We start from the raw sequence: 17,149 nt of genomic DNA, 5'->3' as shown, positions 1-17,149 counted from the left end.
CTGGTCGTGCCAGCCTTAATGGGTGCTCAAGCCTAGCCTGGACCATGGTCATCCACACCGCGCCCCTCCAGGCCAACGCTGACCAAACGCCCGGCCGCGATATCGCTTAAGCTGATCGGGGTAGCCTGCGCGGGCAACGCTTCCGCCCAGGCGGCTGCACACGACCGTCCCGCCGCGACCAACCTTTCCAGCGTGGGCTTTCCACGGCTGACCAGGCGGTGATCAACGCGCTTGGCGCCGACCCGCAGCCGGTAGTGATTACCCGGTACCGCCTCGTCGATATCGTTGATCCAGTAGCCTCCCTGCCCATCACTGACCTGCCGCCCGCGGCCCGGCACATGGTCAAGGCCGGCGGCAAAGTCGGGCAGGTGGCTGCGCTCCAGCACCATTTGACCTTCTACGTGACGGTAGCAGTCGAGCACCTCGAACCCTTCCACGGAATGGTTCCAGGCCATGCACCACCCTGCGCCAGGCGGCATCGGGATTGCCACCAGCAGCCTGCCCTCACTATCGCGAACCGTCAGTTGATCGTCACAGCTCGACGTCAGCTCCGCAGCCACTGCGTTCATCGGCGCCACACCCAGCCATAGCACGCACAAGGCGAGCCTCATGGCTCGCCTTGTGAAGCGTGTCCCCATGACCATCAGGGACGCTGCTTGTCCTGCACCTCAGCACCGACTTCCTCGTAGTAACGCAGTGCACCCGGATGGAAGGCAATGGGCGTGGACTCCACCGAGAACTCAACCGTGGTGTCATTGGCGGCAGGATGAATGGCGATCAGTTCATCGGTCTGCTCGAACAACGTCTTGGTGATCTGGTAGGCCAGCTCGTCATCCATCTCGCTGCTGGCAATCAGCACATTGGGTACGCCCAGGGTCTGCATCGCGGCGTCCATGCCTTCATAAAGGCCTTGCTTGAGCTCGTAGGCGGCGAACACCGGCTCGTCTTCCTGGGCGTTGGCGACTTCCTCGTCGCTGAGACCGATCAGGCGCACGTCGCTGGTAGTCGCCAGATTCAGAATCGAGCTGGTGGGCGGACCGACACTCCAGAAGCCGACATCGATATCGCCGTCACGCAAGGCATCAGCGGTTTCGTTGAAGTTGAGGCGCCGTGCGTCGAAGTCGTCATAGCTGAGGCCGTTGGCCTCAAGGATGGCACGAGCGTTAAGTTCGGTACCGCTACCCGGGGCGCCCACCGATACCACCTTACCTTCCAGGTCATCCAGTGAGTCGATACCGGAGTCCGCCATGGTGACGATCTGCACCGCGTTGGGGTAGATCGACGCGATAGCACGAATGTTCTCGAGCTTGCGCCCCTCGAAATCGCCGGTACCGGTCGCCCCCTGGTACACCGTATCCGCCAGCGCCAGGGCAAGGTCCGAGTCGCCGCGCCACACCAGCCCCATATTCTCTACCGAGGCACCGGTGACCTCTGCCACGGCATCATAGCCATCAACATGCTTCTTGATCAGCTCTGCCAAGCCCCCGCCATAGGGGTAATAGGTGCCGCCGGTGCCACCAGTGGCAATCGACAGCTGGCTCTGGGCCACCGCGGTGTGGCTGGCAACCAGCAGGGACGCCGTCAGGGCGAATGTCAGTGCTCGCATGATCTTCCTCCGTTCCTCGTGGGAACCATCGTGACGTTGTTGTTGATCGATTCGAGATGCGCTAAGCAAACTAGCAAGTGCCTAGCGACTTCGCCAATGCCAACATTTCGACGTTTTTTGTCTTTGTCTGCAATTCTCACAAGGTCTTAGATGCATCGCTGCTGATTCATGACATCAACGCTACCCACCAGGCCGCTGCCGCGGCCTGGCTGCGGGCGCGAGGCTCTGCGCCCGCTCACCCGCTAGCGTTGAATAACGGTTCATGTTGGATCGGCCGGCGACGCGGCGGACTCAGACGTCCTGCCCAGCCCCCGCCAGCTCACGCTTCATCTGGCGATCGCTGTAGTCGGTGCCGTAGCGCTGGCGGGACCACACATACAGCCCCAGTCCAAGTCCCATCCAGCCGGCGAACAGTCCCCACTCGATCGCAGACAGCGCCGAAGGACTGCCGGGCAGGTACAGCGCAATCAGGCCCAGCGACATCACGACCGCCAGCCAGCCCACCAGCCTGGCATGCTTGACCCGGAAAGGACGTTCGAGCTCCGGCTCCTTACGCCGCAGTATCAGGAAGGAAATGGACACAAACAGGTAGGCAATGACGATGCCCAGTCCGCCCGCCACGACCAGCCAGACCATGGCCTGGCGACCCAGCAGCGGGGCCAGACTGGACACAAGTCCCATCAGCAGAATGGCGTTGACCGGCGTCCGATGACGGGGATGCAGCTTGGCCAGGAAGGCCGGCAACATGCCGCAATGCGCCAGGGCATAGATGGCCCGGGAGCCTCCCACATAGAAGGCATTCCAACTGGTCAGGATGCCCGCGATACCTGCCAGTACCATCAGATTGGCGGCCCAGGGAGTGTTGAACACCGCCCGCATCGCATCCGGTACCGCGAGGGAGCTGTTCTCGAGTTCAGCGGGAGACAGCATCAGCGCGGTCCCCAGCACGATGAAGGCGTACCAGAACACGGCCAGCACCACGGACAGCATCAACACGCGTCCGATATCGCGAAACGGCAGGTCGATCTCCTCCGCAGCCTGAGGGATGACATCAAAGCCGACGAACAGGAACGGCACCATGATCAGCACCATGGTGATTCCCCCGAGCACCCCGCTCTCGGTGTTGAACAGCGGTGTCAGATTGGCGCTGCCGCCCTCGAACAAGGCGCCAGTAATGAACATCACGCCCACCGCCAGGATCAGCAAGGTCACCAGCTTCTGCACCAGCGCAGCGGTGCGCACGCCAACGTAGTTGATGATCATCATGACGATCGAACCGGCCATGCCCACGGCGACCCAGGTCGCCTTGACGTCCCAGCCGGCCAGCGTCCAAAGATGCCCGACCGCATAGGAAGGGAACAGGTGTTCGACGACGGTAGGCAGCGCCACCGCCTCGAACGCCACCACGCTCAGATAGCCCAGCACAATGGCCCATGTACACAAAAATGAGGCGAAGTGCCCCATGGCGCGATAGCTGTAGACGTGCTCCCCGCCCACCTGTGGCATCGCCGACGCCAGCTCGGCGTAGGTCAGGCCCACCAACACGATGACCGCTCCACCGAGCAAAAAGGCCAGAATGGCACCCAGGCTCCCGGCTGAGGTGATAAAGCCTCCGGTGAGGACAATCCAGCCCCAGCCCACCATGGCACCAAACGCCAGGGCCAGCACATCCTTGCGCGCGAGCACTCGACTTAGCTGTGCTCCTTCACTGCTGTTCGCTTGCATAATCTATCGCTCGTTGTAACTCCCCCGCCCTGGCTACCCGCGAAGGGACAACAGATCAGAACAGGTCAGGCGGGGGGAAAGCTCTCATGCCAGAGCCTTTCTTGTTGAATGTATCCCTCGAGCGAGAAAACTATCACGCGCTACTCTGCCGTCAGCAGCACTGGTTGATACCTCTTTCGTCTAAGTTTACATCGGCGCAGCATACCTCCATTCGCCCGTGCACCCGGGCGTAGCGGGCCTCCCTGCGCTTTCCCCTGACGGCCCCGTCAATGACACTAGCCGTTTGCCGATTTTGGACTGGCAAGGGAGCAAAAAAGGTTGCATGCTGTAGGGGTCGCAAACGCCCATTGGAGCACCATGAGCACCGCAGATTCCTTGTCTCGAGCAGACGCCTCAGAACCGCCTCCTCGACGATGCCCTGACCTCGACGTCAGGGACCTGGAACAGCGCACACGACTGATGCGCATCGTCACACGGCTAATTGCCGTATCCGATCTCGGAAGCCGTGAGATCGCCCGCCGCGCAGGCCTACCCATGCAAAAGATCAGTGATCTATTGTCTGGAAGGCTGGAGCACTTCACCTGCGATGAATTGCAGGCCATCCGCCGAATCATCGACGATGGCCACCTATCACTGAATCACTGAACTGAACCTCTGAACAGAACCTCTGAGCCGAATCACTGAATAGCTCTCGCTGACGACGTCGCCCGCAGGCGATGACGTCAGCTTCCGTGCATCCCGATCGCGCCTGGCTCAGTGTTGCCAAGCAACGCCTGCTATTCCCCTGGCTGCGCCAATCGCCGCGGGCACCGCTCGGGGGCTACACTGACGTGGCCGCTAGGCCGTTCTGGCGATGCCATGGAACCTTCGCTGACTGCCGAACTCTCACTTTCCACGTATCTCTGCATCACGCGTCTTCACCCTTTGTGCTTCTTTCCCCCTTCTTTACCCCTATGTAGAGGAAATCCCCATGCGCCGTTCCCTTCTGGCAGCCTGCCTTCTGTGCATGTCCCCCATGGTGCTGGCCGACGGCCAGGCCACCCTGGTAGACGGCAGTGGCGATCCCGATAGCGCAGTGACGGCACGTTGGATAGGAGATCAGCTTCGCCTGGACTTCCCTCGTCACGCCGCCAAGGGCTACTTGCTACTTCGCGATGGCAAAGGGTATGCGGTGACCAACTTCGGCGGACAGCCGGTGGTTCTGGGTATCCGTGACCTGCAGTCGATTGCCGGGCAGCTCGGCGGCCAGGACATGTCGCAACTGGGCAGCTATCAGGCTCAGAAGGTGCTGGCCCTAGAGCCCACTGGCTCAACGGAGAACGTTGCGGGTATCGAAGGAGACGTATACCGCCTCGACTGGATCAATCGTGACGGCGATCGTCGCCAGGACTCACTGGTACTCAGCCAGCGCGGCGAGGTCCGAGAGTTACTGCAGGTAGTCGACCGCTATCAGCGCATCATGACGGGACAACCGGATCCAGTGGCCGCCCAACTGGAACAGCGTGGACTTGGTATCCTGCGTTTCGGTGACAAGTTCCAGGTCTCCCAACTGACCTCCACTCCCCCTGATGCCGCCGCTTTAGCCCTTCCCGCGCAAGGCGGCAACGTCTCTGACCTGCTCCGCTCAGTGATCCAGTAAAGACGTCGACTCATACGGCTGCGCCGTCATCCTGGCATGACGGCGCGGGCGCGTAACACCCGCTATTTCGCGTCACCCTCCAGTCTCTGCCCCTGCCTCTCGGCGCCACGCCCTTCTCCCCTTGTACACTGGTGCTGACGACCTTCTCGCCAGCCAACATGTACTCATTTGCGCACTGCGTGGAATCCTCGTGTGTCAATGGCGTGCACAATCGCCAAAATGCGGTGCAAGCCCGGCCGTAACGCGATATATGTTGAAGACACACTTCTTCTTAATGTCGGCGCCGGGGATTTTCGTCAATCCGCGAGCGGCGCATCAATCCGGTGAGAGTCGCCATGAGGCCGATCGACAAATCCCTGCTCGAGCAGATGCATATCAGCGAGGTAGAGATTCAGCGCCGCAAGGAGTTCTTGAGTCTTGATGAGGCAGGTCTGGCTGATCTGGCTGCGCTAAAGCCTATCATTAATGAACATATCGAAATCATTGTCGAAGAGTTCTACGAGCGCCAGACCGAAATCGATGAAATCAGCCTGTTGATCGGCGACTCGGAAACCCTTCAGCGGCTGCGTTCCGCTCAACGCCAGTACGTGCTTGATCTGTTCACCGGTTACTACGATGCGGAGTACGTCAACAGCCGGCTGCGCATCGGACTGGTACACAAGCGTATCGGGGTGGAGCCCAAGCTATTCCTGGCCGCCATGAGAACCCTCAAGGAAATCCTGTTTCGGGTGATCGACGAAAACCTGACAGACCAACACAGCCTTACCTCGGCCAAGGATAACCTCGACAAGTTGATGTACTTCGATATCACACTGGTCTTCGATACCTATATCGACACCCTGCTCAATGAAGTGCACAGCGCCAAGCGGCGAATGGAAATCTATGCCCGCAATCTCGAGGAAAAGACGAAGGAGCTTGCTACCTACGCGGAGAAGGACGCGCTGACGGGACTGTTCAATCAACGCGGCATGAGCGAGGCCTTGAGTCGCGAAATCCGCATGGCAGAAAGGCGGCACTCGCTGGTCAGCCTGATCTACTGCGACATCGATGACTTCAAGCAGATCAATGATACCTATGGCCATCACAAGGGTGACGAGATACTGATCACCTTTGGCCAGATCATGCGTGAGACCGTGAGGTCCAGCGACATCTGCTGCCGCCTTGGCGGCGACGAGTTCTGCTGCATCCTGCCTGACTGCGACGTCAAGAGCGCGGGTACCATTGGCAGCAAGATCGAACTGGCCTTTCAGGACAAGTACCCGGACTTCTCCATTAGCCTGGGGGTGGCCGAGACGGGCGACCGCGAGTATCTGCGCGAGGAGGAATTGCTGCGTGCGGCAGATGCCATGATGTATCGCAACAAGGAAGCCAGAAAGCGAGGCCGCAGCAATAAGGCCGCCAAGCCCTCCCCCACTGACGACGCGCAAGAAACGGACAAGCAGGCTGCTGCACCTCATCAGCCCACCACGGCCCACAACGATGAACGCTAGGCTTTGTCCGAAAAGTCGACGAGCGAAGGTTAGACAAGGCAAAAATCGGTGAGAAAGCGCAGTTTACGAGGTGTAAATGAGCATTTTGACCGGGCTGGCGTACCAGCCGATTTTTAACGCCGTATCACCAAGCGCAGGCACTTTGCGTAAAAGCCCTAGCCGCCCGAGGGCAGCTGATCAATCATCAGGCCTGACGCCCTAGTCAAGCGCCGAACACATCAGCCGAGCACAACGCGATGCCTGGCAACCGAAACACCGCGTTCGGAGCCTATGCGGTATCGCTGTTGAACTCGAGAGCGCGCAACGCGGGGAATCGTCGGCGCAGATATTGATGCAATGTTTTCCTGGCTCCGGGAACCGCACGGAGATATCTACGCAACCATCGATAAGGCCGCCGCTCAGACCGTCAACAAGACCGTCCAGCAAGACAGCCGTTGCCATGCTTAAAGAAACAGGATTAACTTATTAAGCTAAGCAAATGACACTATTCGCCCGGCTCTCGAGGACATGTCGCCATGCCATACAGCGAAGCCAAGGAACACGCGCCCTGCCGTCTACATCGCCTGTTCACCTCGCCCTATACTGCATTCGACAATCAGGCCAACGAGCGCCAGCTGCACTTGTTACTGGCATTGCAGACGCTGCTGTTCGGCCCTCTTGAGCAGGGCAGACTGACCTTGAGACTGCTCGATGGCTGGCAGAATGGCGACTGCCAGCCTCATACGCTGGTCTATCAGGATATCGATATCCGTCGGCCCGAGGACTTGGCCACGGCCTCCCCCGCGATGCCATGGCGCCCGCTGCTTTCCACCACCCTGGAAGAGTCTCTTTCCCAGGCCCTGGAAGACGATGTTGCCCTTCCCGATGATATTCGCCACACCCCCGCCAGATGGCCTGCTTTTGCGGGTGGGCTCTCGCTCTATACGCGCTACAAGGTGTGCCATCGTCTGATCTATGGAGAAGACGACAGCTATCGTTCGATACGCTGCGAGACACCTGCCGGCTTGCGGGAAATCCACGAGTTCCACCTGCAGGAGGGTGATTTTGCCATCAGCCTGCCACACGCCGATGCCAAGGACGGCAGCGACGATACCGTGGGCCTGGTTGCACATGGTTCCCAGCGCCAGCTGCTTGCACGATGGCTGATCGAGCTGGCCGAAAAGCCGCTGCTCTCCCTGCTGAGCTGAAGTCACCAGCCAAGCGACACCAGGCGCCCGCGACGCAGCAACTCGTCCGAGCAGGCAGGCATGCCGTGTTTCCTCGAGCTCGCTTGCCTGGCGAACCTAAGAGTTGGGCTCACGGGGCACCCGCCCCATCAGGTAGAACTCTGGATTCGGTGGCGTGCCGGTCAAGGTGACCAGTCGATTGGACAGGCCAAAGAAGGCACAGATGGCGCCAATGTCCCAAATGTCGTCTTGGGTAAAGCCCACTGCCTCCAGTCGCGTCATCCACTCTTCGGTCAACTCTCCTACGTCGATGCCGCAGTGAATGGCGGCGTCCAGCATCACACGATGCCGCTCGCTTAGGTCCGCGCTATGGTGATTGATCGCCACGCGATCCGCCAACAATGGATCCTTGCTGTAGAGCCTCACCAAGGCGCCATGGGCCACCACACAGTACAGGCAGCGGTTACGCGCGCTGGTGGCGACCACGATCATCTCCTTTTCGGCCTTGGTCAGGGTATCTGACTCCCGCTCCATCAGGGCATCGTGATAGGCAAAGAAGGCGCGAAACTCAGCGGGCCGATGGGCCAACATCAAGAACACATTGGGGATAAAACCCGCCTTGTCTTGAACGGCAAGAATGCTGTCACGAATATCGTCGGGCAACTCGTCAAGAGATGCTGGAATGGGAAAGCGACTCAGGGACGGATCACCGGACGACGGTACCGGCGATGACAAGGAAGAAGATGAGGCAGAAGATAACGAAGACGAGAGAGGAGGAGAAACGGATGACGAGCGAGACGACATGGGCGGACTCCAGCATTGAGTGAGGTGGCTCTCAAAAAACTGACTTTACGTTAACGTAAAGCAAGCACTCTCACTCTTGTCCTTTGATCGAACACGCCCCACCTGTCTACACACGACAATGCCCCGTGGCAGGGGCATTGTCGCGGGTCCTGGCTTCCTTCAGTTCAGTTCACAGCTCAGCTCAGCTCAGCGAGATCGTGCTGTTAATGCCAGAGGAGACATTTTCAGGCTCAAACCAGCGCGCAGTCACCGTCTTGGTCTGGGTCCAGAAACTGATCGCCTGCTTGCCGTTGGGGCCCAGGTCGCCCAGCTTGGATGCCCGTGAGCCGGTGAAGCTGAAATAGGCGACCGGTACCGGGATCGGCACATTGATGCCTACCTGCCCCACATCGATATCTGTCTCGAAGCGCCGCGCCACCCATCCCGAGTTGGTAAAGATCGAGGTGCCGTTACCGTTAGGATTGGCATTGATGAAGGCGATTGCCTCATCCAGCGTGTCCACTTCCACCACGCACAGCACTGGGCCGAAAATCTCTTCCCGGTAGATGTCCATCTCGGCGGTAACACCCGCAAACAGTGTAGGCCCCACAAAGTTGCCCTGGGGATAACCTTCCACCTGACAGCCACGCCCATCGACCAGCAGCCTGGCGCCTTCCTGCTCACCCTGGGCAATCAGGCGTTCTACCCGGTCCTTGGCCGCCGGAGACACCAGTGGGCCGAGATCCGCCTGACGGTCGGTGCCTGGCCCCACTCGCATGTTGCGTGCGCCTTCCACGATATCGTCCAGCCATTCCCGCGCCTGGCCGACCAGCACCACAACGGAATTCGCCATGCAGCGCTGCCCCGCAGCGCCAAAGGCGGAACCCAGCAGATTGTTGATGGCCTGGCTGCGATTGGCATCGGGCATGACCACACAGTGATTCTTGGCCCCCATCATGGCCTGGGCACGCTTGCCGGACTCGCTGGCCCGGCGGTAGAGCTGGGTACCGACATGGGTCGAGCCGATAAAGGACATGGCCTTGATATCCGGGTGCTCGCACAGACGGTTGGCCACATCTGGGCCACCGTGCACGACATTCAGCACGCCAGGCGGGACACCGGCTTCAAGGGCCAGTTCGACCAGCCGCATGGTCGAGCTGGGATCCTGCTCGGAGGGCTTGAGGACAAAGGTATTGCCCGTGGCGATCGCCAGCGGAAACATGAAGCATGGCAACATGATGGGGAAGTTGAAAGCGGTGATCCCGGCGCCCACGCCAAGGGGCTGGTTGAGGGTGTAGACATCCACCTCACTGGCCGCGTTTTCCGCCACCTCGCCGAGCTGCAACGAGGTAATCGAGCAGGCATGCTCCACCACCTCGAGCCCACGCCCCACCTCTCCTTCTGCATCGGGCAACGTCTTGCCATGCTCCTCGCTGATCAAGGCCGCAAGCTCAGGGGTGTGTTCGCGGATCAGCGCCTGCAGCTTCAGCATGATCCTCATGCGCTTGCCGAGCGGCACCTTGCGCCAGCTGGAGAAGGCCTGGTGGGCGTTGGCGACCGCCTTGTCGACCTCTTCGAGGGTACAGAAGGGGACCCTGGCTACCACCTCCTGGGTGGCCGGGTTGGTCACGTCGCGCCATTCACTGGACTGCGAGGGGACGGCCTGGCCATCGATGATCATCGGAATATCGCGGACTGTCATGGCGTGCTCCTACTCTTGTCGTTGTCGTATCGCGTTGTTGCCGTATCGTGTCGCTGTCAACACCAGCGGCTCGCGTGGTGCAGGGCGATCCACCAACGCCCAGCGTGAGGCTACACACGCAAGCAAAGAGGGTCAGTCTAGCCACAGGTCGGATAGCCAAACAATGTTCAGCGGGGCACATTGCTTGTGCAATTTTGCAAAAGCGATGTCGGCGGACAACCGGAGGCAAACGTGCTCGACTGGCAGGATCTGCAGGTCTTTCTTGAAGTGGCCAGACACCCTCGCCTGGCCGATGCCGCGCGGCGCCTAGGGGTCGATCATTCCACCCTATCTCGTCGAACGCGCCGGTTTGAACAGCGCCTCAACACTCAGCTGTTTGAACGCAGTACTCATGGCTATCGTCTTACGCCAGCCGGCGAGCGATTGAAGGTGCACGCAGAGCTCATGGCACGCCATGCAGACGACGCCACTGACGGTCTGGTCGACCACAACCTGAGGCTGGAAGGACAGATTCGACTGGGTGTCACCGAGGGCTTTGGCACCTGGGTGATAGCGCCCCTGCTAAGCGCTTTCTGTCGCCGACATCCAGGCCTCACTCTAGACCTGCTGGCACTCCCTAGAGTCGTCAACTTGAGCCGTCATGAGGCCGACCTGGCAATTACCATCGAACGGCCGGCCAATCAGGGCCTGGTCACATCCCGGCTGTGCGATTACCGCTTGAAGCTTTACGCCGCGGATCGCTACCTGCGACAGCACGGTGCACCGCTGCACCGCTCGGAACTCAGCCAGCACCCGCTGATCGGCTACGTGGATGACTTGCTGTTCAGCGAGCAGCTCAATTATCTGGACCCTCTGCTGGCACACCGCTGCGAGGACACCAAGGCCCACTTTTCACTACGCAGCACCAGCGTCACGACGCAGATGATGGCAACCGAAAGCGGTGCCGGTCTTGGGGTGCTGCCATGCTTCATGGCTGCCGGGCGCGCCGAGCTGAGGACAGTGCTCGACCACGACGTATCGATCGACAGGCAGTTCTGGGTCACCGCGCGGCAGGAACAGCGGCAGCTGACGCGCATCCGTTTGCTGTGGGACTACCTGCGGGAGGCTCTCGCGCTCAACCAGAACTTCCTGATGGGAAGGCAGGCGCAGCTGGTCATGCCGGACGACGACCCCGGCAGCGATCAGGCTTCGCCCTGATACCCCTGCCGAGCCCCCTCGCTAAGCACTCCTGGCCGCCCCCCCCTCGCCGGGCGCCCCTCGCCGGGCACCCCTGGCCGGGCGCCCCTCGCCGGGCACCCCAAAACACAACACCCCGCCGGATGGCGGGGTGTTGCTCTGCAGCGCTGGACCAGGTCCGTTCAGGACTCGACCTTGGGCGGCTCGACCTCAAGCTTCTGCGCGGCGATCACCGCCTGGGTGCGTGAATGCACCCCAAGCTTGCGCAGAATCGCCGTGACGTGGGCTTTGATGGTCGCCTCAGACACATTCAACTCGTAGGCAATCTGCTTGTTGAGAAGCCCTTCCGTCAGCATGTTCAGCACGCGAAACTGCTGGGGGGTCAGCGAGGCGATCGCCTCAGCGAAACGGGCTTCTTCTTCATCGGCTTCACCGAGGGCGTCCGCCATGTCTTCCGGTAGCCACACCTCACCATCGAGAATCTCCCCCACGGCTTCAGCAATCAACGCCAGCGAAGAAGACTTGGGAATGAAGCCGGACGCACCGTAGTCGATGGCTCGACGAACCACGTGCAGCTCATCACTGCCGGACACTACCGCCACCGGCACGTCCGGGGTCTGTCCACGCAACTGGATCAGCCCAGAGAAGCCGTGAGCGCCAGGCATGTGCAGGTCGAGCAGAATCAGATCGGCATCAGGATGCCGGATCACCACGTCGGAAGTGGCTTCCATGGTATCCGCTTCAATGATCTCGGCCTGAGGTGCCAATTGGCGCAGCGCCTGCGTCAAGGCAGCACGGAACAGCGGATGATCATCGGCAACGATGAATTTCTGGGCAAAGGCCATGGATTCTCCTCCGGATTCCGCTGCGGCGTGTCAGGCCCTGACGCCACAACGCAAGACGCTTGTTTGACCAGCATGTTACCCCATGGCCACCGGCTTTCCCAAGCACCCTTGCACTCCCGTCATCAACGTCAGCCACAAGATGCCCATCAAGTCCGCATCATTCGGTGCACTCCAGACGAAAAGACGCCGATGGCGGGCATCGCCGCCACCGGCGTTTCGGCATGATTCATGCCATGTCTAGCGTCTGCCAACCCGCTGTTACTTGATGGCGCGGTGCTCGATCAGATCTTCCACCACCGTGGGATCGGCCAGCGTGCTGGTATCCCCCAGTCCATCGCATTCGTTGGCCGCGATCTTGCGCAAGATACGACGCATGATCTTGCCAGAGCGCGTCTTGGGAAGCCCCGGCGCCCACTGGATATGGTCAGGCGATGCGATGGGACCGATGTCCTTGCGCACCCACTGGGTCAATTCCTTGCGCAGTTCATCGCTGGGCTCCGCCTCATCGTTAAGGGTCACGTAAATATAGATGCCCTGCCCCTTGATATCGTGCGGGAAGCCCACCACCGCGGCCTCCGCGACGGCGGAGTGAGCCACCAGCGATGACTCGATCTCGGCCGTCCCCATGCGGTGGCCCGAAACATTGAGCACATCATCTACCCGGCCGGTAATCCAGTAATAGCCGTCCTCGTCGCGACGACAGCCATCGCCGGTGAAGTAGGTTCCTTCGTAGGTCGAGAAATAGGTCTGCACGAAGCGCTCATGGTTGTTCCAGATGGAACGTGCCTGCCCCGGCCAGGAATCGAGGATGACCAGGTTGCCCTCGGTCGCGCCGTCAAGCCGCTTGCCTTCGTTATCCACCAGTGCGGGCTGCACCCCGAAGAAAGGCAACGTCGCCGAACCCGGCTTCTGCGCAATGGCACCGGGGAGCGGGGTAATCATGATGCCGCCGGTCTCGGTCTGCCACCAGGTGTCCACGATCGGGCACTGGCCGTTGCCGATGACTCGGTGGAACCACTCCCAGGCTTCCGGATTGATCGGCTCCCCGACAGACCCCAGCAGACGCAGGCTGCTGCGCGAGCTGGAATCCATGACATGGTCACCATGGGCCATCAGGGCGCGCACTGCCGTGGGGGCGGTATAGAGAATGTTGACCTTGTGCTTGTCGACAATCTCGCCCATGCGGCCGTGAGTGGGGTAGCTGGGCACCCCTTCAAACATCAGGGTAACGGCGCCATTGGCCAGGGGCCCGTAGACGATATAACTGTGTCCGGTGACCCAGCCCACGTCCGCGGTGCACCAGTAGACCTCGTCCTCGTGGTAGTCGAACACGTACTGATGGGTCAGGCTGGCGTAGGTCAGGTAGCCACCGGTGGTGTGCTTGAGCCCCTTGGGGGTGCCGGTAGAACCAGAGGTATACAGAATGAACAGCGGGTCTTCAGCGCCCATCTCTTCCGCGGGGCAGTCAGTGTCCTGTCCTGCCACCAGGTCGTGGTACCAGACATCACGATCCTGGTGCCACTCGATATCCCCACCGGTGCGCTTGACCACCAGCACCTTCTCCGCCACATCGGTGCCATCGCGAGTCAGCGCCGCATCCACGTTGTCCTTCAGCGGCACGTGCTTGCCGCCACGAACCGACTCGTCCGCCGTGATGATGATGCGAGAAGCGGCGTCCTTGACCCGCTGTGCCAGCGCGTCAGGGGAGAAACCGCCGAACACGACCGAGTGCACCGCGCCGATACGCGCACAGGCCAGCATGGCCATGGCAGCCTCGGGAATCATCGGCATGTAGAGCGTCACCGTGTCGCCCTTGCCAACGCCAAGCGATTTCAATCCGTTGGCCAACTGACAGGTACGCTCGTACAGCTCGCGGTAGGTGATGATCGACGACTCGCCGGGATCGTCACCTTCCCAGATGATGGCCGGCTTGTCGCCACGGGTCTCGAGGTGACGGTCAAGGCAGTTGGCGGCGACATTCAAGGTGCCGTCCTCGAACCAGCGGATATCCACATTGTCACTGGCGTAGGAGACCGACTTGATGGTGTTGGGGGCCTTGATCCAGTCGAGGCGAGCGGCCTGCTCTTTCCAGAAAGCTTCAGGGTCTTCCACCGACTGCCGATAGAGCTTGTCATAGGTGGCCTTGTCGGCCCAGGCGGTCTTGGCGAACGTATCGGAGACCGGATAGACGTGCTTGTGATCGCTCATGGTGCTCTGTCCTTGGATACCCATTGAAGTGGAGAGCCAGCCGCCAACAGAGGCGTGTCCGGCGCGAATAACCTGCTAGCCAGCATAACGTTGCCAGCCCAGGCTTTCCCCTTAGACATTGGTATGACTATTTTTATTATTACAAACAAAGAGTTATGCCATATTTTTAGTCGGCTCGATCGATGTAGCAAAGCCGCCCACGACAGTGACGACAGCGATACTCTTGACCAGCCTTCGCATTGGCGTGGCGGCGAGCAGAAAATTGGTGGTCACGACAGTGGCAACGATAGCGAAACGGTGCAGGACTGGACCGGCTGGTGTCAAAGCGATGAGTCACCCTGGGTGACAGGCCAAACAGGCGCACCATGACGGTCTGCCACTCCCGCCCATGCGGACGAAAGGAAGGACCATCCTCAAGGTGCCAGACCAACCAGTGGGCTACCTCATGGGGAATCACCTCATCAAAGAAGGCCTGGCGGTTCTCCTCCAGCAGCCTGGGATTGAAACGCAGCCCTCCTCGGCCGAAATGCGCCTGACCAGCGCCCTTCCCCCGCAGATCACACCACACGGCGGGTTCCGGCAGATGCGGGTGAACGTCGCGACACAGGGCCACCGCCGCTTTCACTCTGGCATTCACCGCCGCATGCAGGGCCTTGGCCCCGAGCGCTTCCAGCCACTCTCCGTCCACCGCGGGAAGTACCGGGGCGGTGCCTGCCAAAGCAGCATGCGGTCTGCGTCGCGTCTCACTCATTGAATCATCAGTCTCCCTCAAGGAATGCTAGAATGCCGCCTCGAACCAGGGCGGTAAAGACCGCCCCCATTCCACCCCCGACCAAGTGAGCGCTCCATGTCCGACGCCGAAACGCCGCTCCCGCAACCGCTGCTCGAAGATGATGCCCTGGACCTGCTCGATGACTTTCTCGAGGAACGGGCCGGCGCTGATGCGCTAGACCTGATTGGCGCGCACGGCTTTCTGGTCGCCCTGGCAGTGGCGCCACGGGAAACCGATGCTGCCACTTGGGTGGCCGAGCTGTTCCACGGCTCACCGGAGTTCGAGTCAGAGCAGGAGCGTGAGATCATCCTGGGGCTGTTCGAGCAGCTCAGGTCCAACGCCATCAATGTGCTGGAAAGTGGGGGGCTGCCAGAGCTGCCCTTCGAGCTGACGCTGGATGGCATGGCAGCGGAAGAGACTCCCATCGGGGACTGGTGTGCCGGTTTCATGGAGGGCGTCTTCCTGGACGAGGCCCCCTGGTTCGAGGGCGACGAAGAAACCGTCGCCACCTTGCTGCTGCCCTTCATGGCACTATCGGGGCTGTTTGCCGATGAACCCGACATGGCGGACCTGGCCGGCGATGCGAAACGTCTGGAGGAGCTGGTCAACCAATTGCCTGAACTGGTGCTGGATCTGTATCTGCACTTCCGGGTGCCGCCGGATACCCCCAAGCCCAAGCCAAGAGGCAAGTCCCCCGCACGGGGCAAGGGCGCGCCACCTTCCGCCAAGAAGGGAGCAGGCGGCAAGGGCGGCGCCAAAGGCAAGGGCAAGCGCTGAGCCTTACTGCCACTAGCGCTGCCACCGGCGCTGCGACCGGCACTGTCATCGGGTTCGGCGAGGCCTGGCGTCGTCGAGCCCGCGCTGGACGAGGCGGTATCCACCGTCCATCAGCGCAAGCGCGTCATCCAGCCATCGAGAGTGCCATACAGCCAGGTTCTCAACTTTGCCCACAGTGAGCGGCGGCTCCAATGCTCATGCGAGATTTCCTTACTGACGGCAAAATTGCGCTGGAACAGCGTCGCCACCTCCTGCGCCAGGCCAGCATCTTCCACTTCCTGGTTGGCCTCCAGGTTCCATTGCAGGCTCCAGTGATCAAAGTTGCACGACCCTAGACTGACCCAGTCGTCCACCATGACGAATTTGGCATGGATAAAGCTCGGCTGAAATTCGTAGATGCGCACTCCAGCGCGGAGCAGGCGCGAGTAGAAGCGCTGTCCGGCATATCGAATACCGGGATGATCATGGTCCTGCCCTGGCAGCAACAGGCGCACATCCACCCCTTTGCGTGCCGCTCGCTGCAGCCTCAGTCGCGTACCCAATGTCGGCACGAAGTAGGGCGTACATAGCCACAACCGACCCTGACTGGTATCGATACGCTGCTGCAATGAATGACGGATCGCCTGAAAGCGATAGCCACGCCCCCACATGACCCTGGCCCGCATCTTGCCATCCGCCGCGTCAGCAGTGGCGGCTGCAGCGCGTACGCGAGGTAGCGCCGGCGCCTGGTCGGCGCCTCTGGCCAGCGGTGAATTCCACACCTGGGCAAACAGCGCGACCCAGTCGTTGACGACCGGCCCCCGCACCCGCACTGCCACCTCGAACCAGGCCGACAGGAAGTCATCCACCGCCCCAAATCCGCCGGTGAAGGCAAGCCGCTGGTCGACCACCACCAGCTTGCGGTGATCGCGGCTGACGTTGCGGGCCAGCGAATGCCAGCCCAGCGGGTTGAAGTCACGCAACCAGACTCCGCCTGCCGTCAGCCGCTGTCGATCAGCGCGTGACAGCCCCATCGCGCCGAATCCATCCAGCAGCAGATAGACCGCCACCCCCCTGGCGGCCGCATCGGCCAACGCCTCGATGACTCGGTTGGCCAGCTCGCCCGATTCCATCAGATACAGCTCTACCAGCACAGATTCCTGTGCCTGAGCCACCGCCTCGAACAAGGCCGGCAGAAATCGATCTGCCTCTGGCAGCAGTTCCACCGCGTTGTGCTCACGCCATTGGGTACTCATCTCGCCTGGCCTCCATGCCATTGCA

The 17,149-nt window shown here is 60.9% G+C and carries 16 protein-coding genes; 7 read left to right on the top strand and 9 right to left on the bottom strand.

All coding sequences use genetic code 11. From position 1 onward, the window contains the following. Window positions 1-32: 32 nt before the first annotated feature. The 3 genes from KUV72_RS01055 to KUV72_RS01045 all read right to left on the bottom strand — a co-directional run bounded on the left by KUV72_RS01055 (window position 33) and on the right by KUV72_RS01045 (window position 3,331). A complete protein-coding gene (locus KUV72_RS01055; RefSeq protein WP_222237150.1) occupies window positions 33-611 on the bottom strand; it encodes a DUF1850 domain-containing protein in 579 nt (192 codons plus the stop codon). A gap of 32 nt (window positions 612-643) precedes the next feature. Beyond that, window positions 644-1,606, bottom strand: coding sequence for a TAXI family TRAP transporter solute-binding subunit (locus KUV72_RS01050; RefSeq protein WP_222237149.1), 963 nt, complete (start codon window positions 1,604-1,606; stop codon window positions 644-646). A 291-nt stretch (window positions 1,607-1,897) separates the two neighbouring features. Further along, the gene (locus KUV72_RS01045) at window positions 1,898-3,331 is read right to left on the bottom strand and encodes an APC family permease (RefSeq protein WP_222237148.1); all 1,434 of its coding nucleotides are present in this window, start codon (window positions 3,329-3,331) and stop codon (window positions 1,898-1,900) included. A gap of 357 nt (window positions 3,332-3,688) precedes the next feature. Between KUV72_RS01045 and KUV72_RS01040 the strand changes: the two genes are divergently transcribed. The 4 genes from KUV72_RS01040 (at window position 3,689) to KUV72_RS01025 (ending at window position 7,647) form a co-directional block, all read left to right on the top strand. Further along, on the top strand, window positions 3,689-3,976 hold the full coding sequence (locus tag KUV72_RS01040) for an XRE family transcriptional regulator (RefSeq protein WP_206939980.1): 288 nt from the start codon (window positions 3,689-3,691) through the stop codon (window positions 3,974-3,976). Between the two features lie 325 nt (window positions 3,977-4,301). Beyond that, entirely contained in the window at window positions 4,302-4,970 is a 669-nt protein-coding gene (locus KUV72_RS01035; protein WP_222237147.1) for a hypothetical protein, read from the top strand. A gap of 335 nt (window positions 4,971-5,305) precedes the next feature. Next, the gene (locus KUV72_RS01030; RefSeq protein WP_222237146.1) at window positions 5,306-6,460 is read left to right on the top strand and encodes a GGDEF domain-containing protein; all 1,155 of its coding nucleotides are present in this window, start codon (window positions 5,306-5,308) and stop codon (window positions 6,458-6,460) included. A 515-nt stretch (window positions 6,461-6,975) separates the two neighbouring features. Next, window positions 6,976-7,647: a hypothetical protein gene (locus KUV72_RS01025; RefSeq protein WP_222237145.1), complete on the top strand. Its 672-nt coding sequence runs from the start codon at window positions 6,976-6,978 to the stop codon at window positions 7,645-7,647. A gap of 96 nt (window positions 7,648-7,743) precedes the next feature. Here KUV72_RS01025 and KUV72_RS01020 read toward each other — a convergent pair whose 3' ends face one another. After that, complete coding sequence (locus tag KUV72_RS01020; protein WP_409995874.1) at window positions 7,744-8,289, bottom strand: peroxidase-related enzyme; 546 nt, start codon at window positions 8,287-8,289, stop codon at window positions 7,744-7,746. A 19-nt stretch (window positions 8,290-8,308) separates the two neighbouring features. Here KUV72_RS01020 and KUV72_RS19780 point away from each other — a divergent pair, with 19 nt between their 5' ends. Continuing rightward, complete coding sequence (locus KUV72_RS19780) at window positions 8,309-8,449, top strand: hypothetical protein (protein WP_261317342.1); 141 nt, start codon at window positions 8,309-8,311, stop codon at window positions 8,447-8,449. 162 nt (window positions 8,450-8,611) lie between these two features. Here the strand turns inward: KUV72_RS19780 and KUV72_RS01015 are convergent, their stop codons facing one another. Continuing rightward, window positions 8,612-10,111: a CoA-acylating methylmalonate-semialdehyde dehydrogenase gene (locus KUV72_RS01015; RefSeq protein WP_222161676.1), complete on the bottom strand. Its 1,500-nt coding sequence runs from the start codon at window positions 10,109-10,111 to the stop codon at window positions 8,612-8,614. Window positions 10,112-10,342: 231 nt separating this feature from the next. On the opposite strand from KUV72_RS01015, the gene KUV72_RS01010 reads away from it, so the two are divergent. Further along, complete coding sequence (locus KUV72_RS01010; protein WP_222237143.1) at window positions 10,343-11,308, top strand: LysR family transcriptional regulator; 966 nt, start codon at window positions 10,343-10,345, stop codon at window positions 11,306-11,308. 161 nt (window positions 11,309-11,469) lie between these two features. Here KUV72_RS01010 and KUV72_RS01005 read toward each other — a convergent pair whose 3' ends face one another. The 3 genes from KUV72_RS01005 to KUV72_RS00995 all read right to left on the bottom strand — a co-directional run bounded on the left by KUV72_RS01005 (window position 11,470) and on the right by KUV72_RS00995 (window position 15,091). Then, window positions 11,470-12,132: a LuxR C-terminal-related transcriptional regulator gene (locus KUV72_RS01005; RefSeq protein ID WP_206939996.1), complete on the bottom strand. Its 663-nt coding sequence runs from the start codon at window positions 12,130-12,132 to the stop codon at window positions 11,470-11,472. A gap of 258 nt (window positions 12,133-12,390) precedes the next feature. After that, complete coding sequence (gene acs, locus KUV72_RS01000; RefSeq protein ID WP_222237142.1) at window positions 12,391-14,340, bottom strand: acetate--CoA ligase; 1,950 nt, start codon at window positions 14,338-14,340, stop codon at window positions 12,391-12,393. A gap of 166 nt (window positions 14,341-14,506) precedes the next feature. Next, window positions 14,507-15,091, bottom strand: coding sequence for a SprT-like domain-containing protein (locus tag KUV72_RS00995; RefSeq protein ID WP_222237141.1), 585 nt, complete (start codon window positions 15,089-15,091; stop codon window positions 14,507-14,509). A 96-nt stretch (window positions 15,092-15,187) separates the two neighbouring features. Between KUV72_RS00995 and KUV72_RS00990 the strand changes: the two genes are divergently transcribed. Further along, the gene (locus KUV72_RS00990) at window positions 15,188-15,889 is read left to right on the top strand and encodes a YecA family protein (RefSeq protein WP_222237140.1); all 702 of its coding nucleotides are present in this window, start codon (window positions 15,188-15,190) and stop codon (window positions 15,887-15,889) included. 110 nt (window positions 15,890-15,999) lie between these two features. On the opposite strand, the gene KUV72_RS00985 is transcribed toward KUV72_RS00990, so the two are convergent. Beyond that, window positions 16,000-17,124, bottom strand: a complete 1,125-nt coding sequence (locus KUV72_RS00985; RefSeq protein WP_222237139.1) for a phospholipase D-like domain-containing protein — start codon at window positions 17,122-17,124, stop codon at window positions 16,000-16,002. Between the last annotated feature and the right edge of the window lie 25 nt (window positions 17,125-17,149).

It is taken from the genome of Halomonas sp. DP4Y7-1 (assembly GCF_019800705.1).
GTDB classification, from domain to species: Bacteria; Pseudomonadota; Gammaproteobacteria; order Pseudomonadales; family Halomonadaceae; genus Halomonas; species Halomonas litopenaei_A.
Note: the sequence above shows the minus strand (reverse complement) of the source record. Positions and strands in the feature narration are given on the sequence as shown.

Excerpts from the sequence above, each read along its gene's own strand:
- KUV72_RS01055 (WP_222237150.1), bottom strand. The coding sequence starts at position 611 with ATGAGGCTCGCCTTGTGCGTGCTATGGCTGGGTGTGGCGCCGATGAAC.
- KUV72_RS01030 (WP_222237146.1), top strand. The coding sequence starts at position 5,306 with ATGAGGCCGATCGACAAATCCCTGCTCGAGCAGATGCATATCAGCGAG.
- acs (WP_222237142.1), bottom strand. The coding sequence starts at position 14,340 with ATGAGCGATCACAAGCACGTCTATCCGGTCTCCGATACGTTCGCCAAG.
- KUV72_RS00995 (WP_222237141.1), bottom strand. The coding sequence starts at position 15,091 with ATGAGTGAGACGCGACGCAGACCGCATGCTGCTTTGGCAGGCACCGCC.
- KUV72_RS00985 (WP_222237139.1), bottom strand. The coding sequence starts at position 17,124 with ATGAGTACCCAATGGCGTGAGCACAACGCGGTGGAACTGCTGCCAGAG.
- KUV72_RS01050 (WP_222237149.1), bottom strand. The coding sequence starts at position 1,606 with ATGCGAGCACTGACATTCGCCCTGACGGCGTCCCTGCTGGTTGCCAGC.
- KUV72_RS01025 (WP_222237145.1), top strand. The coding sequence starts at position 6,976 with ATGCCATACAGCGAAGCCAAGGAACACGCGCCCTGCCGTCTACATCGC.
- KUV72_RS19780 (WP_261317342.1), top strand. The coding sequence starts at position 8,309 with ATGGGAAAGCGACTCAGGGACGGATCACCGGACGACGGTACCGGCGAT.
- KUV72_RS00990 (WP_222237140.1), top strand. The coding sequence starts at position 15,188 with ATGTCCGACGCCGAAACGCCGCTCCCGCAACCGCTGCTCGAAGATGAT.
- KUV72_RS01035 (WP_222237147.1), top strand. The coding sequence starts at position 4,302 with ATGCGCCGTTCCCTTCTGGCAGCCTGCCTTCTGTGCATGTCCCCCATG.
- KUV72_RS01005 (WP_206939996.1), bottom strand. The coding sequence starts at position 12,132 with ATGGCCTTTGCCCAGAAATTCATCGTTGCCGATGATCATCCGCTGTTC.
- KUV72_RS01045 (WP_222237148.1), bottom strand. The coding sequence starts at position 3,331 with ATGCAAGCGAACAGCAGTGAAGGAGCACAGCTAAGTCGAGTGCTCGCG.
- KUV72_RS01040 (WP_206939980.1), top strand. The coding sequence starts at position 3,689 with ATGAGCACCGCAGATTCCTTGTCTCGAGCAGACGCCTCAGAACCGCCT.
- KUV72_RS01015 (WP_222161676.1), bottom strand. The coding sequence starts at position 10,111 with ATGACAGTCCGCGATATTCCGATGATCATCGATGGCCAGGCCGTCCCC.